General features: G+C 54.0%; 18 protein-coding genes. 10 read left to right on the top strand and 8 right to left on the bottom strand.

The annotated features are described in order from the left end of the window. Window positions 1-165: 165 nt before the first annotated feature. The 4 genes from aupA (at window position 166) to FFI90_RS14835 (ending at window position 7,670) form a co-directional block, all read left to right on the top strand. Window positions 166-1,503 (top strand): alkane uptake protein AupA, encoded by a 1,338-nt coding sequence (aupA, locus tag FFI90_RS14850; protein ID WP_144778880.1) that lies wholly within the window; start codon window positions 166-168, stop codon window positions 1,501-1,503. A 13-nt stretch (window positions 1,504-1,516) separates the two neighbouring features. Continuing rightward, window positions 1,517-4,744 (top strand): Ig-like domain-containing domain, encoded by a 3,228-nt coding sequence (locus FFI90_RS14845; protein WP_144778878.1) that lies wholly within the window; start codon window positions 1,517-1,519, stop codon window positions 4,742-4,744. Between the two features lie 153 nt (window positions 4,745-4,897). Continuing rightward, on the top strand, window positions 4,898-7,195 hold the full coding sequence (locus tag FFI90_RS14840; RefSeq protein WP_144778876.1) for a molybdopterin-dependent oxidoreductase: 2,298 nt from the start codon (window positions 4,898-4,900) through the stop codon (window positions 7,193-7,195). A gap of 19 nt (window positions 7,196-7,214) precedes the next feature. Then, a complete protein-coding gene (locus FFI90_RS14835) occupies window positions 7,215-7,670 on the top strand; it encodes a DUF2489 domain-containing protein (protein WP_144778874.1) in 456 nt (151 codons plus the stop codon). A 281-nt stretch (window positions 7,671-7,951) separates the two neighbouring features. Here the strand turns inward: FFI90_RS14835 and FFI90_RS14830 are convergent, their stop codons facing one another. The 3 genes from FFI90_RS14830 to FFI90_RS14820 all read right to left on the bottom strand — a co-directional run bounded on the left by FFI90_RS14830 (window position 7,952) and on the right by FFI90_RS14820 (window position 12,510). Further along, window positions 7,952-9,319 (bottom strand): aminoacyl-tRNA deacylase and HDOD domain-containing protein, encoded by a 1,368-nt coding sequence (locus tag FFI90_RS14830; protein WP_144779038.1) that lies wholly within the window; start codon window positions 9,317-9,319, stop codon window positions 7,952-7,954. A 147-nt stretch (window positions 9,320-9,466) separates the two neighbouring features. Continuing rightward, complete coding sequence (gene recG, locus FFI90_RS14825; protein WP_144778872.1) at window positions 9,467-11,542, bottom strand: ATP-dependent DNA helicase RecG; 2,076 nt, start codon at window positions 11,540-11,542, stop codon at window positions 9,467-9,469. Window positions 11,543-11,550: 8 nt separating this feature from the next. Continuing rightward, complete coding sequence (locus FFI90_RS14820) at window positions 11,551-12,510, bottom strand: hydrogen peroxide-inducible genes activator (protein WP_144778869.1); 960 nt, start codon at window positions 12,508-12,510, stop codon at window positions 11,551-11,553. Window positions 12,511-12,586: 76 nt separating this feature from the next. On the opposite strand from FFI90_RS14820, the gene FFI90_RS14815 reads away from it, so the two are divergent. Further along, window positions 12,587-13,453, top strand: a complete 867-nt coding sequence (locus tag FFI90_RS14815; protein WP_144778867.1) for an NAD-dependent epimerase/dehydratase family protein — start codon at window positions 12,587-12,589, stop codon at window positions 13,451-13,453. 80 nt (window positions 13,454-13,533) lie between these two features. Here the strand turns inward: FFI90_RS14815 and FFI90_RS14810 are convergent, their stop codons facing one another. From FFI90_RS14810 to gmk, 4 genes are all read right to left on the bottom strand, one after another. Further along, window positions 13,534-13,920: a RidA family protein gene (locus FFI90_RS14810; RefSeq protein ID WP_144778865.1), complete on the bottom strand. Its 387-nt coding sequence runs from the start codon at window positions 13,918-13,920 to the stop codon at window positions 13,534-13,536. A gap of 80 nt (window positions 13,921-14,000) precedes the next feature. Then, the gene (locus FFI90_RS14805; RefSeq protein ID WP_144778863.1) at window positions 14,001-16,142 is read right to left on the bottom strand and encodes a RelA/SpoT family protein; all 2,142 of its coding nucleotides are present in this window, start codon (window positions 16,140-16,142) and stop codon (window positions 14,001-14,003) included. A gap of 145 nt (window positions 16,143-16,287) precedes the next feature. Beyond that, window positions 16,288-16,500 (bottom strand): DNA-directed RNA polymerase subunit omega, encoded by a 213-nt coding sequence (gene rpoZ / locus FFI90_RS14800; RefSeq protein ID WP_096783603.1) that lies wholly within the window; start codon window positions 16,498-16,500, stop codon window positions 16,288-16,290. 88 nt (window positions 16,501-16,588) lie between these two features. After that, window positions 16,589-17,233 carry a guanylate kinase gene (gmk, locus tag FFI90_RS14795; protein ID WP_144778861.1) on the bottom strand — a complete coding sequence of 215 codons (645 nt, stop codon included), beginning with the start codon at window positions 17,231-17,233 and terminating at the stop codon, window positions 16,589-16,591. Between the two features lie 181 nt (window positions 17,234-17,414). On the opposite strand from gmk, the gene FFI90_RS14790 reads away from it, so the two are divergent. After that, window positions 17,415-18,302: a universal stress protein gene (locus tag FFI90_RS14790; RefSeq protein WP_144778859.1), complete on the top strand. Its 888-nt coding sequence runs from the start codon at window positions 17,415-17,417 to the stop codon at window positions 18,300-18,302. After that, window positions 18,302-19,120: an RluA family pseudouridine synthase gene (locus FFI90_RS14785; RefSeq protein ID WP_144778857.1), complete on the top strand. Its 819-nt coding sequence runs from the start codon at window positions 18,302-18,304 to the stop codon at window positions 19,118-19,120. Before FFI90_RS14790 ends, FFI90_RS14785 begins: the two co-directional genes overlap by 1 nt. A 415-nt stretch (window positions 19,121-19,535) precedes the next feature. On the opposite strand, the gene FFI90_RS14775 is transcribed toward FFI90_RS14785, so the two are convergent. Then, complete coding sequence (locus FFI90_RS14775) at window positions 19,536-20,144, bottom strand: hypothetical protein (protein ID WP_144778856.1); 609 nt, start codon at window positions 20,142-20,144, stop codon at window positions 19,536-19,538. A 437-nt stretch (window positions 20,145-20,581) separates the two neighbouring features. On the opposite strand from FFI90_RS14775, the gene FFI90_RS14770 reads away from it, so the two are divergent. The 3 genes from FFI90_RS14770 to FFI90_RS14760 all read left to right on the top strand — a co-directional run bounded on the left by FFI90_RS14770 (window position 20,582) and on the right by FFI90_RS14760 (window position 23,029). Beyond that, entirely contained in the window at window positions 20,582-21,694 is a 1,113-nt protein-coding gene (locus FFI90_RS14770; protein WP_144778854.1) for a helix-turn-helix domain-containing protein, read from the top strand. A 147-nt stretch (window positions 21,695-21,841) separates the two neighbouring features. Next, window positions 21,842-22,057: an AlpA family transcriptional regulator gene (locus FFI90_RS14765; RefSeq protein WP_144778852.1), complete on the top strand. Its 216-nt coding sequence runs from the start codon at window positions 21,842-21,844 to the stop codon at window positions 22,055-22,057. Between the two features lie 294 nt (window positions 22,058-22,351). After that, complete coding sequence (locus FFI90_RS14760; protein WP_144778850.1) at window positions 22,352-23,029, top strand: inovirus Gp2 family protein; 678 nt, start codon at window positions 22,352-22,354, stop codon at window positions 23,027-23,029. Window positions 23,030-24,128: the final 1,099 nt, after the last annotated feature.

Raw genomic sequence — 24,128 nt, 5'->3', positions numbered from 1 at the left:
ACATGGTCATTTCGACACAATATCGTGTCAAAAATGCCAACGTCCTGAAAGGACAAGCCTCATACACTCCCGGGTGAACGAATGTACCAGTCGTGTCCGGAACCCCGTCCCGGGGAACTGAATAACGGCAAGAGTATAAAAACAACGAGATAATGGAGTGTATCAATGGTTCCCACCTCCCGATTTTCCGCTCGGGCGCTGACCCTTGCAGTTGCGACAGTGTCCACAGGCTTGTCTATGTCGGCCTCAGCCAGTATGGGTAATATCGGAACAACCTATGGCGTAATGCCCATAGACGTCGCTACCGCACAGTCTCTCTCCATGTTTAATGACCAGGTATCCGCCACCTATTACAACCCGGCCGGACTGACCCGGGATGAACGTGGAGAATTGACAACAGGCATCTTGCACGCTGAGCAGGAACTGCGGTCTGCAAACCCCAATGCCAATGGCGACGTGGTTTCCAACTCCCCCAGCCAGCACGTGTTGATCGGCATGAAAACCAACCTTGGCTCTCTTACCCGCTCTGACCATCCGATTTATCTGGGATTCATTGCCGGCGTGGAAAAATACGGCAAGGAAATGCTGGCATTTGATTCCCAAACTTCAGCCAATGGTCAGTTTCTGCAATATGGCAAAGAACCCCTGTTCCTGAACATCGGCGGTGCAACACCGATCTGGCGGGGCATTTCGGTCGGTGTATCCGCCCGTATTACCCTGGAGGCCACCGCTAACCTCGATGCCGTCTCTACGCTCGGCGGCGAAACAAGCCGGGAACGCTTGGCAGTTAACGCAGAGCCTTCGCTGAAAACAATTCTTGGTACCACGATCGATCTGGGCAGTACTTTTTGCCCTGACAGCAGTTGCTTCTTGCAAGGCTGGGAGACGGCCTTCACCTATCGCACCAAATCCTCCGCGTCTACGACCGTGGACTCCAATATTATCGTGACCCAGACCATTCCCGACCCGGGCCTCAGTCTTGCGGTGTCCACCATCGACTCCTTCCAGCCGGAAACGTTCGGATTTGGTGCGCAGTACAAAGGCGAAAGCTGGCGTATTGGCGGTAGCATTGAGCAACAAAACTGGTCTGAGCTCTCGGAAGAGTTCGCCGGCGACACCATCAAGGACCAGTCAACACTGGCGGCCGCCAGCCGCATTCAGTTTGACGATACCCTGATACCGCGCATCGGCGCCGAGTTCGCTCTCAACAAAAACTTTTCGGTTCGCGGTGGTGTTGCCTATGAGGAGTCACCGCTGAAGTCTACCCGCAATCCTGAAATCAACTATCTGGATACCGACAAGATTGTGGTCGGCCTGGGCCTGAGCGCCACTTACGACCGCACTCGCCTGCTCGCTTACCCCGTTCGTTTCGATCTGGGTTACCAGTACCAGCAGTTGCAGGAACGCGACTTCACCCTGGTGGATTTTGACGGCACTGAAACCGATGTAACAGCAGACGGCGACGTCCATGTTATCAGCGGCTCAGTTACCCTGAAGTTCTGAGGAGAGGCTTGCCATGAAGTACAACAAGACCCTGGCACTGATTCCCGCCCTGCTGCTTGCAGCCTGTGGTGGGGATGAACAGACCGTAAACCAGAAAACTACACCCGGTTCGGTGATCTACTCATACCCGGCAGACGGGCAAGCAGATGTTAGCCCGAAAGCAGACATTGTTCTGCGGTTTTCCCATGCGATAACTGAAGAGACAACGGACCTTTCAAACAAAATCAGCATTGAATCCGACGGCACAGCCATACCGTTCAGCAATGAAATGATCGACGGTGGCAGAAGCCTGAAACTGACGACAACCGGCGTCCTGAGCAGCGCATCGGAGTACTCGATCATCTTTAATGAGCCGCTTCAAGCTGAAGGCGGGCGCATGATCGACACGCCCAACGGCGTCGGTGATCCCGGCATTCAGTTCAAGACCCGCGGCAGTTTTTCCGGACTGGCAGAGCTGGCAAACACCGAAGACAGCTTTGGCGTTGCCTGGAAGGTACCCGCGGATGATAACCAAAGCGACAAGAGTTTTCAGGCCCTGAACTTTTCCACGTTCCGTTTTGCCATGACTCAGCCGGTACATCCGGACTGGAAGGAGCTTGGCGGCTCGATTGAAATGCTGGATCAGAACGATCAGCCAGTGCCTGCAACTGTTCTGGTCAAAGGCAACCGCATTACGGTTGATCCGTGTATCACATCCGATCCCCAGCAGTGTGGCGGCAAACAGGACGTACTTAACAGCGGTGAAACCTATACACTCAAGTTCACCAACCTGGCAAGCCTGACCAACTCTGCCGAGGACAACCGGCTTACCCAGGATTTCAGTTTTACGCCCAGAGCTACCGGTCCAACAGTCGTTTTGAAACAGAGCGCCGTGGATTCGGGACTGGCCGCTGGTGAGGCTCCGGAAGATGTAACACGCTCTATTCTGAACAATGCAATTATCAACGGCGTTACGCTTAACTCCGTACTTCAGGGAACGGCCGGACCGTCCCAACAGACTGGCGATCTGTTTGCCGAATTGGCGTTCGCACCGTCATTTGAGGCGACTGAAGCACTCCCTCTGCGTATCGCCAAAGGCAGCATCCTTCGCAGTACCAGTCTGGACGTATTGGTAGGCGGAGAGGTGCCAGTTCTCGATGCTGCAACCGGTATCCTTCAGACCACCGGCGACATCAAGGTAACCATGCTATCCGATGCATCCGGTTACCTGAGCCCGAACCCCTATACCGATGACATCAACGTCCCCCGGCAGATCACCTTGTTCATGGATGTGTCCATGAACACCGCGGAAGCCCAGCCTAACGCGGCGCTGTCGCAGGATCTTATGGGCGTGGAGCTGCGCGGTATCGCTATCGTAAAAGATGGCGTACTCACGATCGATGCCATTGGCATGGTGGAACCCAACCTGCTTGGCCAGGAATACACCGACTCAACCATTGCCTTTCACCTGCAGGCAGCCACCGATGCGGAATCTGCCCTTGATGCAGAGCTGGATCGTGAGCTCGACAGCACGGCACCCAAGCTGGTGAGTTGGACCCCTGGTGCCACTGACGCCATTCCGGCGACAAGACAATCCATGCACCGCCCTGGTGACCCGGTCATCCTGTTCTTTGATGAACCCCTGGACCCGAAATCGATTGAAACGGGCATTGCCCTGAAGGCAGGCGGTGCACCCGTCAGCGATTTGCAAACACGGCTCGACGGCACGTCACTCAGCATCAACCCGAAGGGTGGTTTGGTACAGGGCGTTGACTATGAAGTTACAATTAACGGGCTGACCGATCTGGCTGGCAATGTGGCAGCCGTTGCTCCACTGAACTTCAAACTCGACCCGACCGGAGACAACTCAACGCCCAAGGCTCCGCCTCTTGCGCTGACAACTTACCCGGGTTTTCCTTGCGAAACTACATTTGACGACATCGATCTTGCCGCCGGGGTTCATGGCCAGTGCTGGGACGCCACGTCCGGAGGCCAGGCCGGCGACGTGCTTCCCGTATCGGAAATGCCAGCAGACCGCCCCATAACGGTGGTGTTTTCACAACCGATGAAGCTGAGTTCAATCCGTGCTGAAGAGACCTTTGTCGTCGAGAAGGTTGACGCAAACAAAAACCCGATCGAAACCGTATCTGGGCGCCTGGAGAAGAACAACCAGCGCATTCGCTTCTTCCCGGACCAGCCATGGGAGCAGGATGCGTTTTATCGGTACACCATGAAAGTCGACAGGGCCACACCTGACTGCAATCAGGAAAACCCTACGTCGATATGCGGCGCGAATGAACTCGCTCTTAAAGCCGACCTGCTCGAGGGTCTGAATGGAGGAGGCAGTGGCGACAGCTCAATGGCCATCTATTTCAAAGGCGTAGCAGCGCAGGGTTCTGTGTTTACACCGCTAAGAAATCTGCCAATCCGTGATACCAATGCCAACTTCCGGACCGACTGTAGCTCAAACGACGATGCCACCTGCCTTGAGCCCTTTGATCATGAGGGCAGCGACGCAGAGGGTTGGGCTCCTTCCGCCAACTCCACGAAGCTCAGTGTTAAAAACAATCAGGCCTCAGCCACTCCTGGACTGGTTGCCGGAAAGGCGGACGCCCGCGTCGGCTGTGAAACAGATCAAAGCTGCCCTAAAAACAAGTTTATCTATCAGACCTATGCGCTCAACACGGAAGTCAAAGGTCCCGGGGTCTATGAGCCCACCGGAGAAGAAGGCATTCTGGTCGATCTGTACCCCACTCTGCTGGCAACAACATCGATAAGCGTGTTCGTCGAACTTAAAGTTCTGGGTTTTATTCCTCTTATGGAAGAGTCCATCACCAATACGCAAATTATTCGTATGCGTTACTCCAAAGACCCGAGTTGTGCAAGCGCGCCTGATTGCCCGCGAAACCAGCTTATTCCCGGAGTCATTGTGGAGGGAGCAAATGGACAGCCCGTATTCAAGACACGAGCGGAGTTGATGCTGGATGCGCCGGATATGGAAATCCCCCTCAGCGGAACTCATGATCTATACGCTCGGGAGTTTGTTTTTGACCTGGAGGGTGACATCACATTCTTTGATGATGGCCGAATGCAGATAGAACAACGCAATACCAATCTGGTCGATATCAAAGTCAGAGCAAATACCTTAGGGGTGCCAAATGCCGGCTTGATCAACATAGATCTACCGCTACAAATCCCAGTTGGTGGAGCCTATCTCAACTTCATAACAAACCCCGTAAAAGATCTCCCCGCAGAGCAGTAAACCCGCTGCCGCGTTCTTCAGGCCAGTCTCCGGACTGGCCTTTTTTGTACCCGGACGAAGGACTCTCTGTTTCCCTCAGCAATCGTTTTCCTGCTAATCTGGTTGCACAACGAAACCCGTTCGCAAACAACAAAAAGATTTGGAGACACGTTCATGGAAAACGGCATTCACTACCGCACCTGTCATTTGTGCGAAGCCATGTGCGGCGTTGCCGTCGAAGTGAAAGGGAGCCGCATTGCCGCCATTCGCGGAGATGAAAAAGATCCGTTAAGCCGCGGGCACATCTGCCCCAAGGCCGTGGCCCTGCAAGATCTTCATGAAGACACAGAACGGCTGCGCAAGCCGGTTCGCAAAACCCCCACCGGCTGGCAGGAAATTGAGTGGGACGAAGCGTTCAAAACGGTAGCCGAAAAGCTCCACACCGCTCGTAGCACCTACGGCCGCAACAGCATTGGCGTTTACCTTGGCAACCCGAATGTGCACAACCACGGCTCGCTCATCGCCACGATGCCGTTCCTACGGGCCATCGGCACGCAAAATCGTTTCTCCGCAACCTCCAATGACCAGCTTCCACACATGCTTGCGAGCCTGGAAATGTTCGGCCATCAGATTCTGTTCCCTATTCCGGATATCGACAACACGGATCTGTTTATCTGTATTGGCGGAAACCCCATGGCCTCCAACGGCAGCCTGATGACCGTGCCGGACTTCCGTGGCCGGCTTAAAGCCCTTAAGCAACGCGGCGGCAAAATGATTGTGGTGGATCCACGTCGCACGGAAACTGCCAAGCTTGCAGAGGAATTTCATTTTGTTCGTCCCGGGACCGATGCGTTTCTGCTGATGGCGATGGTGAACACGCTGTTTGCGGATGAGTTAGTGCACCCGGGTCCCGCAGAAGGTCTAATAAAAGACTTGGATCTTTTGCGCTTGGCGTCCCTGCCCTTCACTCCTGAAGCCGTTTCCGAGCGCACCGGCATTTCCTCTGAGACCATCCGCGATCTGGCGCACCAGCTGGCAAACACACCCAAAGCAGCGCTCTACACCCGCATGGGCACCAGCACCCAGACGTTTGGCAGCATCACGACCTGGCTGGCTTACTGCCTGAATATCCTGACAGGGAAGCTGGATACTGTAGGCGGCGTCATGTTCACTCAGCCTGCCATTGATCTGATCACCCTGGGCGCCATGTCCGGGCAGCAAGGGCATTTCGGCAAACGCCACAGCCGCGTAAAAGGTTTGCCGGAGTTTGCCGGTGAGTACCCTTCCAGCACCATGGCGGATGAAATACTCACTCCGGGCCAGGGGCAAGTCCGCGCGTTTGTGACCGTAGCGGGTAACCCGGTGCTTTCCAGCCCCAATGGGCGTCGACTGGACGAGGCTTTAAGCGGGCTGGATTTTATGGTGTCGGTGGATTACTACATCAACGAAACCACTCGCCATGCAGACATTATTTTGCCTCCGACCGCCGCTCTTGAGCGCAGCCATTACGACATTATCTTTAACATGTTGGCGGTGCGTAACGTATCGAAATACAGCGAGGCACTGTTTGACGCCGGTCCGGACAGCCGGCATGACTGGCAAATTCTGCTGGAGCTGGCCCACAGGCTGGAGAAACTGCGCAAAGGCGGGTCGCTCCCAATCCGCTCCGAGCTGGGCTGGCGGGCGCTCAAGCAGACAGGCCCCGACCCGATCATCGATCTACTGCTTCGTACCGGGCCCTATGGTGCCGATACCGGGCGAGCTCGCGGTGTGCTGGAACCCGCTACAGGCGTGATTATGAACCTGCTCCCGAAACATCATCCCCTGCGCGGTCTCGCCAAACTGAGCTCACTCAACCCACAATGGCAAGAGCTACCCAAAGGACTTTCCCTCAAGCGATTGAAGGAACATCCCAGTGGTATTGACCTGGGCGCTCTACGGCCCGCGCTGCCCAACCGTCTGTTTACCCGGGACGGCAAGATACACCTGGCTCCCCGGCGTTACCTGGAAGATGTTGAACGCCTGCACCGGCAACTCTCTGCGCCAGAGCCTTCGGATGGGTTGCTGCTGATTGGACGGCGCCATGTACGCAGCAACAATTCATGGATGCACAACAGCCGAAGGCTGGTGAAGGGCAAGGACCGCTGTACACTGCTGATAAATCCACATGATGCAAGCCGTCTCGGCCTTCAAGCAGGCAGCAAGGCGCAGATCAATGCCGCCGACCGTCAGGTCATACTACCCGTGGAGATCACCGAAGATATGATGCCAGGCGTGGTTTCAATTCCCCATGGCTGGGGGCATGATCGCGATGGCACGCGACAATCCACAGCCTCCGCCCATGCCGGTGCGAGTATCAACGACTTGTTGAGTGATCAGGATACCGATCCGGTGGCGGGTACATCCGTATTGAATGGTCAGCCGGTTACTGTCAAAGTCTGGCAGCCGGAACAGCAACGCATACCGGCCTGAACGAAACAGGGAGAAAAGAATGCCTCAATGGCTGCAATGGAGCCTGATTACTGTTGGCACTATCGCCATCCTCATGCTGCTGGGCTTTATCCGGCGGCAAATGACTGTGCTGTCTGAAAGCCGCAAGCGTCAGAAAAAAGCTGAGGTTTTTCAGGCGAAGCGGCGCCAGGATATGATCGACAGTATCCGCGTTATCGCTATGGCCATAGAGGAAGATCAGGTCGAATACTCAGAAGCGTGCCTGCGCATCAAAGGTCTTCTTGATCATCTCGCGCCAGAGCTTATGGAAAAACCACCCTATGGGGTGTTTATGGAGGTCTATGAGCAACTCCGCCATATGCCCACCCATCAGGCACGCCAGGATACGGAAGCGCGTTTTGTGGAGAAAATGGACAAGGAGCGATTCGCTGTAGAAGAACGCCACGCCGATGAAATACGACGGGCTGCAACAGCCATCCGGAATCACACTTTTTGACCCATCTTAATTTTGTATCTTTTTGTAACTGAAAATATTACGGAAGGGGCTTTTACCAATTCAATATCAGCAGCTTGCTCAAACCATGAAAAGTGACATAGGGCTCAGGTTCTGAGCCCCGCCTCAATCCCCTTTTCTTTTCCCAGGCCTTGTCTAGATTGAAGATAGGGCGGTGAGTTTTTACTGCATCGATTTCCGCCCTGCGTTGTTTCTCCTGACACGTTCGGACGACTCTGCTATGAGCAGAAGCCTTGCCGGCCTTTTTCACAAGGCCGGTTTTTTTATTGCTGGTTCATCATTCCGGCCATCGCCATAATGTTATCTTTACTGGCGACCAGTTCGTCAAACTGCACTTCTACCTGCTCGCGATCCAGGCCCAGTTCATCATAGATCTCTTGCCCGATGGGCTCGCTTGCGCCCAAAGCCACACCTCGGGCCGCAAGTAGTTGCCGGCCCAACCATAAAAGCCTGGCATAAACACAGTTGGCGCCTTTATAGCTCCGGTTTTTCTGATACCTGAGAGCAAGATTGACCTCATCCGGCATGCCCCAGTTCTCCATAAGCTGGGCTGCAATCTGTTCACGGGTAATGCCCAAGAGATAATGCTCTGATACCGAGGAATCGATACCGGGATTCACCTCCAGAGAGCGGCATACCAAGCTGAAATGGGGAGGAAAAACCTGGGCCAGCAAAAGGTAGCCAAAGTTATGCAGCAGGCCTGCAAGATAAGCCAGCCCGAATACAGGGCGCTCACCACGGGGCATCATACTCGCCAGAACACCTGCCGACTGGGCTTGCCAGATGGCTTGCTGCCAGTAGTCGACGTACCCGTCCGGATGATCCTGAGGCTGCCTGAGTGCACGCCCAAGAGACAACCCCATGGCCAGGTTCATGACCATATCAAACCCGAGCACTCTTGATATGGCATCGTGTACAGAACGAACCTGCCCGGCGGCCGCATAAAATGAAGACGATGCCCAGCTGATAACCTGAGCTGCCAGGCTGGGGTCACTCTCGACAATATCCACCAGATCTCCCATCACAGCATTCGGGTTCACCCGCAAGTGAATGATGCGTTGCGCCGTTTCCGGCAGCGGCGGAAGCTCCAGCGTGTCTTCCAGGCGCTGCTGAATGCGAAGGCTGGTGAACTTTTTGATGGCGAACGTCAGTTGGACACGGTCGTTATCTGGATCATCCAGGTTTACCGCTATGTTTTCCGATGCCACCGTAAACGACCGACGATCTGCATTTTCCGTCAATGAGCGAAAATCTTCAGCGGGCATCACCATCGCCAGATTTTGCTCTCCCAACTCCAAAGCGACCGAAGGCAAATCATCCACCCGGCGATCGACAATGGTGGGCCAGCCTGTGAGCGAAGGCAATGCTGGAAGCTCCCTCAGCCCGGCACGCTCTTTCACGCGAACCTGCTCTCGGGATTTCATCAGGCGAAAATCCCGCCCCAACTCCTTGTTCAGCCGTTCCAGATCAATCAGGTCTTCTTTACAACAGATAGCCTGGAGGTTTTCTTGCCCGTCGTTGAGCAACACCATCCGCAATAGCTCATGTCTGCTTGCCTGGCGTGCGTCCCTCAGCGACACGCCCTTGGCTGCATCGCCCAGAGCTTGCTGAACTGTGACAGGTAATTCCATCATTTTCTCCCGAGTATTGCTGCTTGCCATCCGGCGATTGGAGTCCGCCGCAGGGTTTTCAGTATAGGGCATGATTCGGGCCTGAACGTTGATATAGAAACAATTCATGCAGATGAATCTACGGTCAGCCTTGCGTATCAGACCGGTTTATACATCTCCATAACGTAATTTCTCGCCCAGCCAGCGTCTTATCAAAGCCTGCACTAACCGGGGGTGCTTCATCAGCCCCGGCGCCATCTCTCGCACCGGCTCAATCCAGCCCTTATCTCTCTCAAAGTCTGCCAGCCGAAACTGCATCATGCCAGTCTGGCGCGTACCCAGCACTTCTCCCGGCCCGCGGATCTCCAGATCCTTCTCTGCAATAACAAAGCCATCCTGGCTGTCACGCAGGGCCTGCAACCGTGCCTTGCCATTTGCCGACAGGGGCGGATGGTACATGAGCACACAAAAGCTGGCCTGTTCGCCACGTCCTACCCGACCGCGAAGCTGGTGAAGTTGGGCGAGACCAAGACGCTCCGGATTCTCAATAATAATCAGGGAAGCGTTGGGTACATCCACGCCCACCTCAATCACAGTTGTAGCAACCAGCAGATCCAGCTCACCCTGCTTGAAGCTGTTCATCACATCGGCTTTTTCTGCCGACTTGAGCCGCCCATGAACGAGCCCGACCTTAAGCCCCGGCAAACGCTCAGCCAGCTCTTGCGCAGATACTTCAGCCGCCTGGCACTGCAAGGCTTCTGACTCTTCAATCAGGGTACAGACCCAATAGGCCTGACGGCCATCAGTGCAGGCGCTACGCACACGCTCAATCACATCGTCTCGCCTGCTATCAGGGATAACAATCGTTTCTATAGGCTTGCGGCCCGGGGGTAGTTCGTCAATCACCGAGGTATCAAGGTCTGCGTAGGCGCTCATGGCCAAGGTACGCGGGATGGGCGTGGCGGTCATGATCAGCTGATGCGGCGCCAATGTCCCGCCAACACCTTTTTCCCTCAGTGCCAGGCGTTGATGCACACCAAACCGGTGTTGCTCATCCACGATAACCAGAGCCAAACGGTGAAACTGCACGTCATCCTGAAACAGCGCGTGAGTACCTATTACCACACTGGCGGCACCTGAATGGACAGCCTCCAGCGCTTCTTTACGGGCCTTTCCTTTCACCTTGCCAGACAGCCAGGCCAACTGAATACCGAGGGGCTCAAGCCAGCTGCGGAAGTTCTGATAATGCTGCTCAGCGAGTATTTCTGTCGGTGCCATCAGCGCGACCTGGGCACCCGCACCGATGGTCTGAATTGCCGCCAGTGCTGCAACCACGGTTTTACCTGATCCCACGTCACCCTGAACCAATCTGAGCATGGGCAGTGGCTGGCTGAGATCCTGACGGATATCACTCACAACCTGGCGCTGCGCGCCGGTCAGTGAAAATGGCAAATCTTCAAGGAAGCGCCCAGCCAGATCTCCAGAAGGCAGCAATGGCAGTGCTTTGCGCGCCTGAATCTGCTCCCGCACTTGCAGCATACTCAGCTGATGAGCAAGCAGCTCCTCCATTACCAATCGTTGCTGCGCCGGATGCCGACCCTCCATCAGCAGATGGACCGGCGCACTGGCCGGCGGAGAATGCACGATCTGGACGGCTTCGGTGATCCCTGGCAGCTGGTAACCTGCTAACAGTTCGGTTGGCAGCCAGTCACGTATGGGGTGGCGCTGAAGGTACCCCAGGGCCTGCTGACACAGCCCTCTGACGCGGGGCTGCTGAATGCCTTCAGTCAGCGGGTAAACCGGTGTAAGGGTTGCCTGCCCGGCTGCAGGCATAGGCGGCGGATTAACCTGATATTCCGGATGGTAAAACTCGTAACCCGCGCGTCCAGGGCGCACTTCGCCGAAGCATCGAACCAGCGCGCCTTCAGCCAGCTGGTTTTTTTGAGCTGCGTTGAAGTGAAAAAAGCGCATCACCAAAAATCCGCTATTGTCTTTCAGCGTAACCTGCAAACTACGACGGCGCCCCATCACCAGGTCCACCCTCATCACCTCCCCCTCAACCACGGCTACATCGCCGATCCTCAGGCTACCCATAGGGATGATGCGTGTACGGTCTTCATAACGATGGGGAAGGTGAAACAGCAGATCCTGCAAGGACGCGATACCCAGCCGCGCAAGTTTCTCAGCCAGAGCACTCCCTACGCCTTTAAGTTCAGTAACAGGGATATCTTCCAGTGAGGCCATGGCAGAGATCAGTCCGTCTCGGCAACAACCGGCGTGTCCACTTTCGCTTTCTCGATTACGCGGCACTGACTGGCGGCAAGCGAGAGGACATCAATGGCTTTGGGCCGGGGAAAGGTCACTCGCCAGGCCAAAGCCACCGTACGGAAAGGCACTGGCGGGGCGAAAGGCCGGGTTACCAGAACATTTTTGTGGTATTGCATGGCCGTGGCCGCCGAGAGTGGTAGTACAGTAATCCCCAAGCCGGAGGCAACCATGTGGCGTATGGTCTCCAGGGAGCTGCCTTCAGTAACCAGTGAAGGCGATCCAACATCAGCGCGTCGGGTAACGGCTTCCACCAGAGGCGGGCAGGATTCGAGCACCTGATCCCGAAAGCAGTGCCCTGGGCCAAGCAGAAGTAATTGCTCGCGAGCAAGCTCAGCGCCAGTGATGTGCTCTTTTTTTGCCAACGGGTGACCGGTCGGCAGAAGCACAACAAAGGGCTCGTCGTATAACGGCAGCGTGAGCACTTCCGCCTCTTCAAACGGCAGCGCGATAATAATGGCATCGAGCTCAGACTGACGCAGCTTTAGACGCAGATTGGCAGTGTAGTTTTCTTCGATGTACAGGGGCATTTCTGGCGCCGCACGACGAAGTTCCGGCAAAAGATGCGGAAACAGGTAAGGGCCTATGGTGTATATGGCACCGACTTTGAGCGGCGAATTCAGCTGATCTTTGCCATCCTGCGCCATATCACGGATCACACCTACCTGATCCAGAACACGCTGGGCTTGCTCTACAATGCGCTGACCGGTTTCCGTTACGCGAATGCTGCTTTTGCTGCGCTCAAACAGAGGCACACCCAACTCGTCTTCCAGTTTTTTGACCGCAACGCTGAGTGTTGGCTGGCTCACATGGCAGCGCTCGGCGGCGCGGCCAAAATGCCTTTCGCGGGCAAGTGTAACGACGTATCGTAACTCGGTAAGAGTCATGGTGATCTCCGGTCAAAAGGATACGGGTCGAAGTTTCACTGATTAATGGATTAGAGGATAAGGATTGATATTGTCTATGGCAATCGCTGATCGCAATAGTATGCCGGGAATTCTCGTAGCGGGTTGTGGCAAGCTCGGTGGCGCCATCGCCGTTATGCTCAAAGAGTCCGCACAGGTTTACGGATTACGGCGTAATCCGGGAAAAGTACCTGAAGGCGTTGAAGGTATAGGTGCAGATCTGACTCGCCCGGAGTCTCTGGGTGGCAAGCTGCCTGACAATCTGGATACCGTTATCTACTGCCTGACCCCCTCGAGTTATGACGAGCAGGGGTATCGCGAAGCGTATGTTAACGGTTTGGCCAATCTGCTTGAGGCGCTGGGTGATCAGCCGCTAAAGCGGCTGTTTTTTATCAGCAGCACCAGTGTCTACGCGCAGGATGATGACAGCCTGGTCGATGAAACCAGCGCCGCCTCTCCCGCCCGCGTTACCGGTCAGCAAATTCTGGCCGGTGAACAGACGGCATTGGACAGTGGCCACCCCGCGACCATTATCCGTTTCAGCGGAATTTACGGGCCCTCAAGGAGGCGTTTTCTGGAGGAGGTTATTGAGGGCCGCATGAACCCGTTGAAACCGGCGTCGTTCAGCAATCGCATTCACGAGGAAGACGCAGCTGCCGCTGTGGCCTGGCTCAACGGGCTGGCGCTTTCCGGAAAGCCTCTGGATACCTGCTATGTGGCCAGCGACTGCGAGCCGGTTCGTCTGGATGAGGTGGTTGAGTGGGTCCGCCAACAGGTCCCTTGCGCTGAACCAGTGCCAGACGCCAGAAAAGGCGGCCGGGCTGGCAGTAAGCGCTGTAACAATAAGCGCCTGCTACAAACCGGATTCACCTTTCGCTATCCGGATTTCCGGGCTGGATACCGCGAAATGATTGAGAAAGGCTAGACCTGGAAAAAATAAAGGCGGCCAAGGCCGCCTTTATAACTACAAACATTGAGGTTCTGTGCGCCCTCGACCCAGCGCTGTCAGCTCAGCACCATCACGGCTTCCATTTCCACCGGAACACCCTTGGGCAGGGCTGAAACCTCAACGGCCGCCCGGGCCGGATAAGGCTCCGGAAAATACGTCGCCATAATTTCATTGACCGTGGCAAAGTTCGCCAGATCGGTCACATATATGTTCACCTTGACGATATCCTTCAGCTCGCCGCCAGCCGCTTCACATACCGCTTTCAGGTTTTCAAACACTTGGCGGGTTTTGGCAGCGAAGTCCCCTCCGACCACTTCCATGGTCTCGGGGACCAGCGGAATCTGACCAGAGATATAAACCGTGTCACCTGCCTTTACGGCCTGAGAGTAGGTACCAATTGCCTGAGGTGCATTTTCAGTCTGGATTACGGATTTGTTGGTCATACCGTTGAACTTCCTTTCGTCTAAAACACTAATCGTCGCCCTTCGGCACAGGAACTGTCAACCACACCCCTTCTGCGAGTTCAGTATTTCACCCGGTTTATCGACGTGACGGCCTTGACGTTGCGAACCCGGCGCATTACGCGAGCCAGGTGCTTGCGACCGTGGACCTTGACGATCAGGCTGACCACGCCAAAACGGGCGTCCTGCTCGTCCACATTAATACGCTCAATATTGCCATCTGCCATGGCGACGGCGTTGGCGATTTCTGCAATCACACCGCGCTGGCGCTCCAGTTCAACGCGCAGCTCTACGGAGAACTCATCGGTAATATCCTTGGCCCAGGTAAGATTGGTCAGGCGGGACCGGCCCTCATTATCTTCCGGCAGGCGAGAGCAGGTGTCTGAATGGATGACCATGCCATTGCCAGACCCCATCACGCCGACAACGGGATCCCCCGGGATCGGTTTGCAGCAGGTAGCAAAGTGAACCAGCATTCCCTCGGTCCCCTGGATGGTTACAGGGGCATCATCACCACCTTGAATATTCTTCGCAGACTCACTGGATTCTGCGCTTTCAGCACCCGTGACAAGCTGGCGTGCGACCAGGTAAGCCATGCGGTTGCCCAAGCCAATATCACTGATCAGGTCATCAAAACTGTTCACCTGATTGTGAGTCACAACGGCTTGTTTCTGGGCATCATCAATATCGGACAAGCGGGCACCAAAGCCATTGAGAGACTTTTTCAGCAACGCCCGCCCCAGGTCCAGCGATTCCGCCAGTCTCTGGCTATTGAGAGTGTGGCGGATGCTGCTACGGGCCTTGCCGGTTACCACAAAACCGAGCCATGCAGGCGTAGGACGAGCACCAGGTGCCGTAATGATTTCAACGGTCTGTCCGCTCTGCAGGGGCTTGCTCAAAGAACCGAGATTCCGGTTTATCCGGCAAGCCACGGTGGCATTGCCTATATCCGTGTGGATTGCATAAGCGAAATCTACCGGGGTTGCACCTCTTGGCAGCTCCATAATTTTACCCTTTGGGGTAAATACATAGATTTCGTCCGGGAAGAGGTCCACTTTTACGTGTTCAATAAACTCGAGAGAGTCGTCTGCCCGCTCCCGCATTTCCATAAGGCCTTTGACCCAGCGGTCGACCCTCGTCTGGTTAACGCTGGTCGCGCTGGTCGGCTCGTTCTTGTACATCCAGTGTGCAGCAATACCATCGTTGGCAATATGCTCCATTTCCTCAGTGCGGATCTGGATTTCGATATTCACATGCATACCGAACAGGGTGGTGTGCAGTGACTGATAGCCATTGGCCTTGGGCATCGCAATGTAATCTTTGAACCTGCCGGGCATAGGCTTATAAAGACTGTGAACCGCCCCCAGAATCCTGTAGCAGTCGTCTTCGGTATCGGTAATGATGCGGAAGGCGTATACGTCCATGATTTCGTAGAACGATTTCTGCTTGAGCTTCATCTTGTTGTAGATGCTGTTCAGATGCTTTTCACGCCCGAGTATCCGCCCTGGAAGGGCCCGTTCCTCAAGCTTCTCCTGCAGCCGCCCCCGAATATCCTCAATAATCTCACGGTGACTGCCACGCAGTTTGTCGACGGCTTTGGAGATATAGCGGGAGCGCATCGGGTGCAGCGATGCGAAGCCAAGATCTTCCAGCTCGGTGGAAATCGCATGCATGCCAAGGCGGTTGGCGATGGGGGCGTATATATCGAGAGTTTCTGTAGCAATGCGCTGGCGCTTTTCGTAGGGCATGGGACCCAGAGTGCGCATGTTGTGCAGGCGGTCGGCCAGTTTGACCAGAATAACCCGTATATCCCTGGCCATGGCCAGGGTCATTTTCTGGAAGTTCTCCGCCTGAGCTTCGGCACGGGTGCGAAACTCTATCTGCGTCAACTTGCTGACGCCATCCACAAGCTCCGCCACATCCTCGCCAAATTGCTCGGCAAGTGCATCCTTGGGGATTCCGGTATCTTCTATAACATCATGAAGCATGGCCGCCATAAGGCTCTGATGATCGAGCTTCAGGCCGGCAAGAATATGGGCAACGGCAAGGGGATGGGTGATATAACGATCACCGCTTTTGCGCATCTGGCCTTCGTGGGCCTGCTCGGCATAATAGTAGGCCCTTCGCACCTGATTAATGCGATTGGTATCCAGATAGGTACTGAGGTCACCCGCCAGTCCTTCTACCGTAGCCTCAAGCGACACTTCACCTCCGTAATATTAGTTCCCCAAGGCTACCGGGAGCACAAACAAAAAGACCCGAATGCATGCACTCGGGTCTTTTCTCTATCCTTCCAGCAACAATCTATAGATACACTATAAAACTGCGGAGGCAGATTTCAATGCTTTCTTAATCTTCTTCGATTTCGTTCAGCAGATCGCGGCTAACCAAGCCTGCAGCAATTTCGCGCAAGGCGATTACCGTAGGCTTGTCGTTTTCTTCTGCGACCATCGGCTCGGCACCTTTGGTGGCAAGCTGACGGGAACGTTTGGTAGCCAACATGACCAGCTGGAAACGGTTATCAACGTGTTCCAGACAATCTTCAACGGTAACTCGTGCCATAACTTCCCCGACAAAATAAAAATGACTGATTTAGCAGACCGCGTAGTCTACTGCCAACGGCACAATTTGTATACAGAAAAAGCCCGTATCAGGCAGCGCTGCCGGTTCCCCCTGAAAGCGTCGAGAGCAGATGTCTATGCCGTGCCTGCTGGGCAACTATCTGCAGACGCTGGCTGCGCACAATCGCCAGCAAGTCACCCAGCGCATCGTGGAAGTCATCATTCACCACCAGGTAATCAAATTCCGCAGCGTGACGACACTCTTCCCGGGCTTCAGTGAGGCGCCGCACTACCACTTCGGGCGCATCAGTACCTCTGCCCACAAGGCGGTCCCGCAGGACTTCAGCCGAAGGTGGAACAATGAAAACACTGACGCATTCAGGAACAAGGCGTCGCACCTGGGCGGCGCCCTGCCAGTCGATCTCCAGAATAACGTCACGCCCACGAGCCAGCATTTCCCGAACCCAAACCTGAGACGTGCCGTAGTAATTCCCGAAAACATCAGCATGCTCCAGGAAGTCCCCACGGGCAATCATGGCTTCAAACTCATCCCGGCTGACAAAATGGTAGTTGATGCCGTCTTTCTCGCCTTCACGCATAGGGCGAGTGGTATGAGACACAGACACTCCCAGCTTTTGATCTGCATGCAACATTTCTGCTACGAGACTGGTCTTGCCAGCACCCGATGGAGCAGAAACAACAAACAGCGTACCCGTTTCACCGGCCTGGCTCATGACTCGAAAACTCCTGAACTTGATCTGGCCACCATTAACGAGGCCCCGGAAAACCGTTAATTATACGGCCTTTGACCAAACACCGCATCCCGGATGCCGTCACAACTGGTAACATCAGAGAATGTGGCAGCTCAACACCGCAGAACCAAACTAAAGCTCAGCAAAACGACGGAAAGGCAGCATGGATAAACTTCTGATTGTCATGGATCCGGCCCACAAGCACCAGAAAGCTCTGGCCCGGGGAATCGAACTGGCGCGCGCGACTGGTGCCCACCTGGAAATAGTAGCGTTCACCCATGAACATCTCGGCGCCCTGCCCTCAGACCCCGCAGTGCAGCAGAGTGCCCGGGACGCCCTGATTGGACTTCGACAGCGCTGGCTGGATCAGATGCTGGCTCTTGCAGACTGCAGCGACCTGCACGTCACCACACACACAGTGTGGGAAAAGAACATACATCAGTGGATTATCGAGCACTGCCACCCCAACCGATTCAAAGCGGTGATCAAAACCGGTAGTCGCTCGGAAACCTGGCGTTATACGCCTACCGACTGGCACCTGATCAGAGAGTGCCCGGTGCCGGTCATGCTGGTCGCAGAGCAAAAGTGGAATCACGCCCACCCTATTCTGGCAGCGGTAGACCTGAGCTCCACCAAACCGGTTAAAAAAGCGCTCAACACCAAGATCATCGAACAGGCCAGCACACTGGCTAAAGCCTTCGAAACGGAAATTCACCTGGTGCACGCCCTGCACATTTCCGAGGTACTGGCAGATCTTGAGATCATCAACGTGGTCGAGCATGAGCATAAGCGCAAGGAGGCGCTGGAGCCCGCCATCACGCATCTGTGCAATACCTGGAAGCTGAGCCGGAACCAGATTCACTTGGCCGTTGGCCCGGCACACAAGGTTATCCCCAGCGTTGCCAGCAAGCTGAAAGCCGATATGGTGGTGATTGGCACCAGTGGTAAAACCGGTCTCAGAGCCAGGGTTATTGGCAATACCGCTGAAAAAGTGCTCACTCACCTGAGAACCGATCTGCTCGCCATCAAGCCTGGAGAGGCTGGCCAGTAATGCGCAGAAAATTTGACGTTACAACTGAGCAGCCCGAAACCGCTATTGAGGCCCTGAGCCGGAAATCAGGGCTTTCGCGCCAGCGCATCAAAGACGCCATGAACAAAGGCGCATGCTGGTGGACGCTTAAAGGCAAGCAGGTTCGGCTGCGGCGCGCCACCAAGGAGCTCAAGGTTGGCACGCGACTCCAGCTTTACTACGACGAGAGCGTGCTGGATCGAAAGCCCGAAGCGGCAACGTTGATAGCGGACAAGAGCCGCTATAGCATCTGGTTCAAGCCACACGGCTTACTGGCTCAAGGCTCACAATGGGGCGACCACTGCAGCCTGCTGCGCTGCGTGGAGCTTGAGCTAAAGCGCCCCTGCTTCCTTATCCACCGGCTCGATGCCGATGCCGCCGGGCTCATGCTCATCGCACACGACCCGAAAGCCGCCGGCGCACTCTCCCAGTGCTTCGCCGGGCGCACCATGACCAAGCACTACCTGGCCAGAGTGACCGGCGTTATAGAGGTGCAAGATCAACTGATCGACACGCCGATTGACGGCAAAGCCGCCATCAGTCGCGCCTCCACGCTAAGTACCGATAAAACCACCGAAACCAGTCTTCTGCAGATCAACATCGAAACAGGCCGCAAACACCAGATCCGCAAGCATTTAGAGAGCATAGGCCACCCCATTGTCGGCGACCGCCTGTATGGCAAGCCCGCCAAGGCTCCCTTACAACTGCTGGCCGTCAGCGTTGAGTTTGACTGCCCGCTAAGCCGCCAACGGCTGAAACTGGAATTGCCGGAGCCACTGAGCAGCCTGGATCCGACCTGAACGGACGGTGCTGACTCACTCGACGTTCTGCACCTAAAGATAGAGCGGGAAGAAAATTAATAAAATATTCAATATCTTGCGACCAACAATAACAAAAAGCATCTCTCCTACTACCCAATATACTCCCCACTCAGCAGAACGCTGCTGGTGTAACAGCCCGCCTGAAGACCGGCCTAGGCCGCCATCAACACTCGCCATTACAGCCGACTTATCCGATTGAAATGCAGCTAGGCCATCGCGTCGCCGATATGCATGGGCGGGCTTACAACAGAACCGACTTCATTGAGGATCGCCGACAAATGATGCAGACTTCGGCGGATTACCTCGATACCATTAAGCCCAAGAAGTAAGCTCCTACAGGCCAAAGTCTTCCGCAACGCTCTATGCCAACCTGCCGAACCTAAACCCGTTCCGGTCAAAGAGATGAGTCAGCTCCACTGGCTGGCGGTGACAACCAACCAAAATCCGAGGCAAGTGCGGCTCTTTTTACTTCCCTGCGCTGCTTTAAAATACCCTCAACTGCTCCACGCCGCTCCGCAACAAGGTCTATCAGGAGCGAAAGGAACTCATCGCCTTTCAAGTTGTGCTCAGCCGCTAACTTCTGAATCTTGCGTTTAGTGTCGGCATCCACGGTTATTGTATTAGCGGCCTGCTCGGCCTTTCTTTGTCGATTTACGCGCTGGTTCCAGGCATTTCTTGCCTTGGCAAAGTGGTCCGCCCCGTGTCGACGAATTCCAAAAAGTGGCAAGGGAAAGCACGACCCTCCGAACATTAGTCCTTCACCGCAAAGCATCCATTCGACCAAACCTCCTAATTGACCATGACTCCAATCACCCAGGTAAAGCTCTAGGGAGTCTTTTGAAACCTGGCGCCACAGATATCGCACTGCCCACTGGCATTGAAACTCGTCCGCGCCTTCCAGCCACTGAGATACTTTGACTGGATCTGCAAGCGACTGGTCGCCAATTACAGCCGTGACCGGAAGCCCTCCCAGTTTGTTCGACCACGGTCTCTGACCACTCATGCTCGCTCTCCTATTGCCACACTAACACCCGAAAAGTAAGTACATATACACACAACTATAGATGTCAAGCTAATCAATTGCATACTGCATTAGTTTTAAATGACATGCCCTAAACGTACACAAAATGTTCAAAAATGACAGTCAAAACCGTGTAAAAATTTGTTTTAAACCAGCGTGAAACGTTATTAAATATTACGTTACACGTCATTTAAACGTAATTTACACGTTTCGCTTACTAATTAATTCTATATTTTCATAGGTACTCAAATTTGATAAGGTTAGTTTATTCCGGTTTTTAGATGGTAATTTAACTGCTTATGCACTCCTCGCTCCAATGCCTAAACTCAATCATCCCGAATCTTAAGGCAGATGAAAAACTTTTTCTCATCCTTATGTTATTCATCTCAGAAAGCACTACCAGTGCTGGGAGTTTTGCATTGGTAAGAGAAAACGGCGTCCAGCTCGGAAAACGCCTCAGATTTACCAAGGAGGCATCGTTCAGGGCTCTGCATAAATTAAGGAACGAAGGGCTTATTGAAGAAATCACGGAACAAGGCTGGCTGGGCCGGCCAAGAAAATTGAGAAGGGCAGTCGCAGGAAGTTGGAGAGGCAATATAAACAATCAGGACTTCTTTCGAGCCCGGCTCGTCAAACAGAGCTTCAATCTAATCAGTAACAGGCTGAAATATCCGAATCGTGCTGCACAGGCTGGCCTGAACAACAGCCTGTTCATGCTACTGCTTATACTTCTGGCCAAAGCGGATCATTCAGGGGTAGTTTCAAAGACGAGCCAATCGAAACTAAGCGAATACACCGGAATCCCTAGGCCACAGATGCAGAGAAGACTCTCTCAGCTTCAAGAGCTTGGGCTCATCACCGAGATCGTTCCAGGCCTGGTCGAGGGAGCCGTTCTTGGAAAACCCAACTCTATCTATTACCTGAACCTCAACCACCCCACCCTAAGAGCGACAGGCATTCAAGCGGAACCAATTCCTATTCAAGGGAAAGGCTGTACATCGACGGAAATGGATCAACTTGCAATGAAACTCGGTCACCCTGGGTCACGTGATCGCCTCGCATCTGCAGCACAGCATGCCGCAACACCTACCAGCATAAAGAAGACACGGATCAGCCCTGGCTCATGGGAACAGAATGCGCCCGACCTTCTTTGGCGCCCTGCCGCAAAACTGTATACCCAGTGCGTCATCGAGCGCTATGCGGCAAAACTGCTGAGCGATCCAAGTTCAATCCTTTCAGAATCAGAATGGAGGAATGCCCAAGACCACGCCAGTGAGAGCTTTGTTCAAGAATTGACCGGAGGGCGCCCTACCGCAGTAAAAAAGAGTGGCGAATACAGCCGCATGTTCTACAGCCTCTGCGCCGACCTGGAGGAACTATCCCATCAGCTTGCATCGCTGTGCATCCGGGTGGGCAAGTTGCCAAAAAGGGCGAGTACTCTGAACACACCAATGACAACCTATCGGATATTACCCTCTGGCATCGGCAAACGTTCGAAAATCAGGCTTGAGCGAATCACACTCAGAACGTGACCTCTATCCTTTCGCCTCGCCGCCTACTCGACGATCAACACACTCCTGCATCGAGAAAGGCAATCAGGGACGATGATAGCTCGCCATAGATCATTCCTTACACGGTCCCTCCTATGATCTGGACACAAACAACATAGGAGACCAAACATGAAGATTCTCAGGCTCAAAGAGGTAACTGGCATGACCGGCCTAGCCCGCTCGACGATATATAAGTACATCAGTGCAGGCACTTTCCCCAAACCCATCCCCCTGGGCGGTAGGAGTGTCGGCTGGGTTGACGCCGAGATACACGAGTGGATTACAGAAAAAATTGAAAACCGCGATATCCAAAACCACCCGATGAACCGTAATTCCGTTGCTTGATTGACTCCCTCGGGAATAACCCGCGCCTATCCAAACAGCCTTGATATTGATGCAGAGTATCGACGCTCTGAAATCCTCAAGCTCGCCCGATCAAACCGAAACCAACATTCAAGGCGCACCGGCTAACCTGGTGTAGGCTTTAAATAGTATTTACTTACCGGCATCACGCCATCTATCTCATCACCATATCACAACCAATTGAATAACTAGATCAGATACCTATAGGAAACCTATCCATCAAGCAGGTTACCTAGGGATCACTGTGTCTGATAATTGACTAACAAGGAAACAATCGTGACTGACACACCTTACCTCTACAGACACTCTTCAGATCCAAACCTCTGGATTTACAATGGCTACTTCTACAGCGGAATGCCTCTTATCTGGCAGCAGGGGCCATTCATTTACAATTATCTTCAACGCATTGATGAAACGATTCAGGGAGCACTTCAAGACCACTCCAGCATAATGGCCGTCAGAGTCGAACTCAGACTTCCTTTCCAGTTCAACTGGATGGCTCAGCCAGATTTGCGGCCTGTGTTCAGCAAGTTTACCTCCTCGTTGAAGGCCAAAATAAAAGCAAGAGAGGCACGGACATTAAGAGATGGGAAGCGATTTCATCCGACTAAACTTCACTTCATTTGGACCAGAGAATTTGGAAAGAATGGCAAGCCGCACTACCACTGCGTTCTCTTCTTCAACAAACAGACTTTCCGTGGATTGGGCGAATTCAACCCCTACTCAGGAAGCCTCTACGGCATGATCAGCAGCGCCTGGGCAAGTGCGCTAGGAATCGACGAATATCTGCCTGACGGAGCTGTGAGCATCCCTAGTAATGCCATCTACAGGATCAGGAGGGGTGAGCAATACGATGACCTTTTCCGCCGCCTAAGCTACTTCGCCAAGCTCGCCAGCAAGCTATTTGGCTCAGGCAGTCACAACTTCGGCACGAGCAGAACCCCCAGCAGCTGAGTAGGCTCCACTCTCCACCCATCCTCGCCTACCCGTTTCGCCTTAAAGAGCAACCCTTATGAAAAACAAACCAAACCAACCGCCAACGACTGCGGAAGTCGCTGCGTACTTTCAAGGAAATGAAGCAACAAACTACCAAGCAAGGATGATTCACGAGTGCGGGCAAAACGTGAAAACGTACCCGTTTGAGCGTGTCGTAACCAATCCACACTTGCTGGCCTGTCATCACCGGTTTTGCCCTGACTGCCAACGAATGCGAGGTCAAAATTGGGCATCGGCACTACGATCGGCGATTAACAGCGAATTCACGCATACGTCGAAAAGTGACCCACGACTTTTTCCAAACTGGATGGCCATTACACTGGCGGGCGTACCCTGCGCTCCTTTAGATCTCCGAAAACAGCTAGAAACGCTGCTAGAGCAATTATCTATCGCCGGTGCACAAGGATTCTGGAGAAACAATGTTAGAACCACGCTGCGGCTTCTGCAGCTGGACGTAAATCAAACAAAAAACGGGAGGCCCAGAGTGACACCCGTATTCACATTTTTCATGGGCGTATCGCGAAACCTGATTAATTTGCAGACCCAAGGACAACTAATTCAGCGAATCAAACGGGACTGGGTTCAGCCTGCAGATCCCGATAACTGGGCGGACGTACAGTCCTGCGTAATACCCACGGCAACGATACGGGATCGGAATTCTTTGCAGAGCAAGATCTCAAGGATCATCGAAACTTGCTGTCCCAGCGCTGACAATCAGACCTTTTTGTACATCGTTGAGCAGCTAAGAGGCGTGAAGACAGTGGCCGTGTATGGAACTCAACGGAACTTATTCCTGCCCTCGCGCATATCCCAAGCTGACGATCTTCGTTATGAGCGAGAGTATTCTGTCGCCAGGATTGCCGAAGACTTATCTGAATCCCATAGCGGTAGGCGAGGCTTTGAGTTTCTCTCATGGTAGTTAAGCGCAAATTCTCGTTCTTCCCCTACATAGCAATCCATAAAATCACCCAATCAATTTTAGGCGGGACTACTGGTTGACAAAATGGAGAATTTGCCCGAACATGCCAATGGTTGACAAATAACAGAATCTGCCAGG

The organism is Marinobacter maritimus (genome assembly GCF_007671675.1).
GTDB classification, from domain to species: domain Bacteria; phylum Pseudomonadota; class Gammaproteobacteria; order Pseudomonadales; family Oleiphilaceae; genus Marinobacter; species Marinobacter maritimus.
The sequence above is the reverse complement of the archived record's forward strand: the minus strand, read 5'-3'. Positions and strand labels throughout refer to the sequence as shown.